At 38.4% G+C, this 1964-nt stretch carries 1 protein-coding gene; it reads left to right on the top strand.

The features are described 5' to 3' along the window. A partial coding sequence (locus H510_RS19635) for an Ig-like domain-containing protein (protein WP_245584836.1) occupies positions 1–1964 on the top strand: 1964 nt, incomplete at both ends.

Here is a 1964-nt window from a genome sequence, read left to right as displayed (position 1 = left end):
AATTACTCTGTATTGATAACAGCTTCTAACGGATGTGCTATTACTAGAAACTTTACCATTACGGAACCACCAGTATTATCAGCAAGTACTACACAAAACAATGTAACTACCTTTGGAGGTAATAACGGAACAGCAACTGTTACAGCAAATGGAGGCACAGGTAGTTACACTTATTCCTGGGCACCAAATGGCGGAGCAGCAGCTACAGCTACAGGTTTAACCGCTGGGACCTACACGGTAACCATAAGAGATGCAAACCTTTGCCAAATTACCAGAATTATAACCATCAGGCAGCCTACAGGTGTAAATAGTGTATCTGTACCTGTTGCTGCTACCTATAAAATAGGAGATGCACTAAACTTTACGGTAAACTTTAGTGAGGCTGTAATTGTAACAGGTACTCCAAGCCTAAGTTTAACTATAGGAGCCACAGTGGTAAATGCCAATTATTTATCAGGGAGTGGTTCATCAGCCCTTACTTTTAGATATATCATACCATCTGGTTTAACAGATAATGATGGTGTAACGCTTGGAAGCATAGCCCTTAATGGAGGCACCATAACCGATGCTCTCTCAACTGCGGCTGTTCTTAATTTAAATAATCCTGGAAATACATCTGGAGTACTGGTAGATGCCATTGTTCCTACGGTAAGTATAAGCAGTAACCCAAGTTTGTTAAAAAAAGGAGAAACATCTATAATCACTTTTACATTTAATAAATCACCTGGAACAAGTTTTACATGGGATGGCTCTGTCGGAGATATTACCATAAGTGGAGGTAGTCTTTCTGCAATTTCTGGAAGTGGCTTGGTTTATACAGCTATATTTACCCCTACAGACAATGTGAATGTAGGTTCTGCGAGTATCTCTGTAAATGCTGGTAGTTATACTGATGCTGTAGGTAATCTGGGTAATGCCGGTGCAAGTCCTTCTATAGCTTATGATACACAAGCTCCATCAACAAGCATTACTAATTCATCCCTATCCAATGATTCTGGAATAGCTGGTGATTTTATTACAAATATAAGCAGTCAAACCATTATTGGAAGTTTAAGTGCCAGTCTTTTAACTGGTGAAAGCGTTTGGGTTTCTGTTAATAATGGTGTCTCTTTTAATAATGCTACGGCCACTACAGGAGATACTACTTTTGGTCTTAACACAACACTTGTTGGAACTAATACCATACAAATAAAGGTGATGGATGCAGCAGGGAATTCAGGTACAGTATATACTAAAAATTATGTGTTTGATAATTTAGCACCAAACATACCTACAAATTTACTCGTATCAGCTGGCAACCAAGAGAATATTTTAAATTGGACACCAAATACAGAGACAGATCTTGTACTTTACCGTGTTTTTGGAGGAATATCCAATAATCCAACAACGCTTTTGCAAAATGTAAGTACTCCTACTACCAGCTATACTCATACCGGTTTAACAAACGGTACCACTTATTATTATAAAATTATAGCAGTAGATGTAGCGGGTAACGAGAGTGTTGAAAGCGCAATTGAAACTGCAACACCACAAGCACCACAAGTGATAAGCTTTGCAGCTTTACCAGTTAAAGTTTATGGCGATGCTGATTTTTCTCCGGGTGCAACGGCAAGTTCAAATTTAACTATTACTTATACCTCCAGTAATACAAATGTTGCTACCATTATAAATGGAAACATCCATATCGTTGGACAAGGTACAACAACCATTACGGCTTTACAGAATGGAAATAGCGCTTTCTTAGCGGCAAACCCGCAAGTACAAACACTAACAATTAATAAGAAAGTTATCAATGTATTAGCAGAAGCGAAAACTAAAACTTATGGAGATACGGACCCTGTATTAACCTATACCTTGAGCCCATCGCTAGTAATAGGTGATAGTTTTAGCGGAAGCTTGAGCAGAGTTGCAGGAGAAAATGTTGGTATTTATACCATTAATCAGGGAAGTTTGACCTTGAGTAA

Source organism: Pedobacter glucosidilyticus DSM 23534 (genome assembly GCF_000425145.1).
GTDB lineage: Bacteria > Bacteroidota > Bacteroidia > Sphingobacteriales > Sphingobacteriaceae > Pseudopedobacter > Pseudopedobacter glucosidilyticus.
Note: the sequence above shows the minus strand (reverse complement) of the source record. Positions and strands in the feature narration are given on the sequence as shown.